The following is a 3,256-nucleotide window of genomic DNA, read 5'->3' as shown; positions in this document are numbered from 1 at the left end:
GCACGCCGGCCATGGCCTGATCAAGAGCATGGGCGGCGGCGACGGCGCTGCCTGGATGGCCGCCTGCGAGACCATCTACACAACAGGATCGGACGCGGAGTTCTGGTACGCCGAGGCCCGACTCGCTGCGCTGGAGAGGCTGCGCTGCGGAACGACCACCGGCGTCTGCCTGTTTGGCGGCGGCGACAACATCATGCGCGTTGACGACCCGGTGTACGCCACGCGCCACTGCGACGCGATCTCCGAGATAGGCACCCGCTCCTTCCTGGCCGTGGGGCCGTCGCGCCCGCCCGGCCCGCGCACCTATGCAAGCTGGAGTGGCGAGCAGCGCAGCCTGCGGGAAGTGTCCTTCGCGCAGATGTTCGACTGCTGCGAAGAAATCATCCGCAGCCAGCATGGCCGGGCCGGCGGGCGTGTGAACATCTGCGTCACGCTGCCGGTGTACCACCCCGAGCACACGCCGCAACAGCTGCCGTACGCGGACGTCTTTCGCAGCCAGGCCCGGCAGTACCGGGACCTGGCGCGCCGCCACGCGCTGCGCTTCACGCAGGACGGGCATTGCAGCGGCAGTCTGAGGCGGGCGCACGAGGAATTCGGCCTGCTCGGCGAGAGTGCGTTCATGTCGCATTCCATCGACCTCACGGCCGAGGACATCGCCGCCTGCGTCGCGACCGGAACACGCATCGTGCATAACCCCAGCGCGATCATGTCGATCCGCGGACGCTGCCCCGTTCCGGAACTGCTGGACGCCGGTGTCACCGTCGCGCTTGGCTCGGACGGCATTGCGCCCGACCGCAGCTACGACATGTTCCGCCACATGTTCCAGTGCATGCACTACCACCGCCGCCACTTCCGCGACGCGGGCGTGCTGCCGCATGGCAAGGTGCTCGAGATGGTCACCATCGACGCCGCGCGCACGCTGGGCCTGGAGCACGAGATCGGTTCGATCGAAACCGGCAAGAAGGCCGACATCATCCTCGTCGATCTGTTCAAGCCGCATCTGATGCCGCTGAACATGCCCGTCTATCGCGTCACCGCCTTTGCCAACGGCGCCGACGTGTGCACCACCATCGTCGACGGCAAGGTGCTGATGGAGGACGGCAAGGTCCACACCGTGGACGAAACCGAAGTGATGGAGCGCGCCCAGCACGCGACCGAACGCATGCTCGAACGCACGGGCCTGCGGCACCTGCTCGACGCCCCCCCACGCTGTGGCGCGCGACGCGCTTCTGATGCGTCCCTCGCCATGTCAAAGCAAGGCGACCCGAAAACTGCTCGCACATCCAGGCCGTGCGCCGCAACCCCCGAACGCGATTCGCTCATCAAGACGCATTCGCGCGCACAGGATATTCAGCCGATGGCTGTTTGAATGAGGCGACAACTACCTTGACACGCACCGTCGCGCAGCATAGCTTTGCGCGATTCTTATTCAGAGGGGACTCGATCATGAATTTTTTCTCGGCCGTGGAGAGCTGTCTGACGCAGTTCGCGGTCTTCTCGGGGCGCGCAACACGCTCCGAGTTCTGGTGGTTTGCCCTGTTCCGGTGGCTACTTCTGATGGGATTTCTGATACTTGGCGCCGCACTGGATGAAGTGTTTGAAACCATCGGTTGGGGGCTCTCGTTCCTGTTGCTCCTGCCGGACTTGGCCGTGGGCGCACGCCGTCTGCACGATATCGACCGCTCGGGCTGGTGGCTACTGCTGCAAGTGATCCCTCTCGGGTTCCTGGTGCTGCTGTATTGGTGGGTGCAGCCAAGCAAGGAGCCCGGCGAGGAATAGCAGTCACCGGGCCCATATAAGAAAAGCCCGCAGACCGTGAGGTCCTGCGGGCTTTTACGCGCGGCCAAGCCTACACGCCCATACCGCCCATCCACGCGGACCTTCATTTCGACTTCGGTGGTAGCGACCGCCTTGATAGTGGGTAGCGCCGAAAGGTCACACGTGCGACATCGTGGTTGCGCTTTGCGTCGATTCCTCATGCGGCTCCACTATCATTCTGTAACATAACGTTGTGTGACTTTTATCCAGGGGGATTCGATCGTGGGTTTTTTCTCGGCCGTCAAAAGCTGCCTGAGGCAGTACGTGGGCTTCTCGGGGCGCGCAACACGCGATGAGTTCTGGGCGTTTCTTTTGTTCCGGTGGTTGCTTCTGATTGGACCCGTGATGCTCGGCACCACACTGAATAAAGCGTTTGCCACCACCATCCCGTGGGAGATTTCGGTCCCGCTGGTCATGCTCCTGCTGTTCCTGCCGGCATTGGCCGTGGGGGCACGCCGTCTGCACGATGTTGGCCGCTCGGGCTGGTGGCTACTGCTGCAAGTGATCCCTCTCGGGTACTTGGTGCTGCTGTATTGGTGGTTGAAGCCAAGCAAGAAACTCAGCGAGGAAGAACCACTGGCCACCACCGGCCCCATATAAGAAAAGCCGTACTAAAACTGTCGAAAGTAAAACCTCATTGAAATATAATGATGCATGCACTGCAAAAAGACAATCGACGCCCGGAGCTACTCACATGACATGCTTGAGAAATTGCGCCGAGATGCGGTCAAGCGGGTCGAGCATGGTGAGAGCCCGGAGGCGGTGGCAACCGGATTGGGGATCAACCGGCGCACGATCTATCGATGGTTGGAGGCGTTCCACTATGGTGGTGCTCAAGCGCTAGCGGCCAAGCCGATTCCTGGGGCGCCCCCGAAGCTCAACGCGCAACAGATGAAGAGGCTGGCGCGGATGATTCGCGAGAAGAATCCGCTGCAGTTCAAGTTCGAGTTCGCACTGTGGACGCTGGCAATCATCCGCCAGTTGATCAAGGACGAACTGAACGTGAGCTTGAGCGAGGTCTCGGTGGGTCGCTTGATGAAGCGCCTTGGCTTTACGCCGCAGCGCCCCTTGTATCGTGCATGGCAGCAAGACCCGGCATTGGTGAGCCACTGGCGCGAACATGAGTACCCGAAGATCGCCGCACGTGCCAAGCGCGAGGGCGCAGTGGTCATGTTTGCCGACGAGTCCGGAATACGGACGGACTATCACGCAGGAACCACATGGGCCCCTGTGGGAAAGACGCCGGTGGTCAAGGTCACCGGGGCACGGTACGGCTTGAACATGCTGTCGGCTGTGTCCAAGCAAGGGCACTTGAGGTTCATGACAGTCGAAGGGAGCGTCAATGCCAAAGTCTTTCGCCTGTTCTTGCAGCGCTTGATCGCTGGCATGGATCGCAAGATCTTTCTGGTGGTCGATGGGCACCCTGCGCACAAGGCCA

Annotated in this window: 4 protein-coding genes; all 4 read left to right on the top strand. The window is 61.8% G+C overall.

What is annotated here, in order from left to right:
• Positions 1 to 1,369, top strand: a 1,369-nt coding sequence (locus tag VTU_RS27390) for an amidohydrolase family protein (protein WP_010105426.1), incomplete at its 5' end; no start/stop codon positions are given.
• Positions 1,370 to 1,446: 77 nt separating this feature from the next.
• Positions 1,447 to 1,779, top strand: a complete 333-nt coding sequence (locus tag VTU_RS0114610) for a DUF805 domain-containing protein (RefSeq protein ID WP_029554424.1) — start codon at positions 1,447 to 1,449, stop codon at positions 1,777 to 1,779.
• A 234-nt stretch (positions 1,780 to 2,013) separates the two neighbouring features.
• Complete coding sequence (locus VTU_RS0114605) at positions 2,014 to 2,418, top strand: DUF805 domain-containing protein (protein ID WP_010105422.1); 405 nt, start codon at positions 2,014 to 2,016, stop codon at positions 2,416 to 2,418.
• A gap of 99 nt (positions 2,419 to 2,517) precedes the next feature.
• The coding region (locus VTU_RS0114600) for an IS630 family transposase (protein ID WP_169315406.1) at positions 2,518 to 3,256 on the top strand (739 nt) is incomplete at its 3' end.

The organism is Verminephrobacter aporrectodeae subsp. tuberculatae At4, from assembly GCF_000193225.1.
GTDB classification, from domain to species: domain Bacteria; phylum Pseudomonadota; class Gammaproteobacteria; order Burkholderiales; family Burkholderiaceae_C; genus Acidovorax; species Acidovorax aporrectodeae.
This window is presented reverse-complemented; position numbering and strand designations above follow the sequence as displayed.

What these genes read in the sequence shown, in the direction of transcription:
- VTU_RS0114610 (WP_029554424.1), top strand. Translation starts at nt 1,447, where the DNA reads ATGAATTTTTTCTCGGCCGTGGAGAGCTGTCTGACGCAGTTCGCGGTC.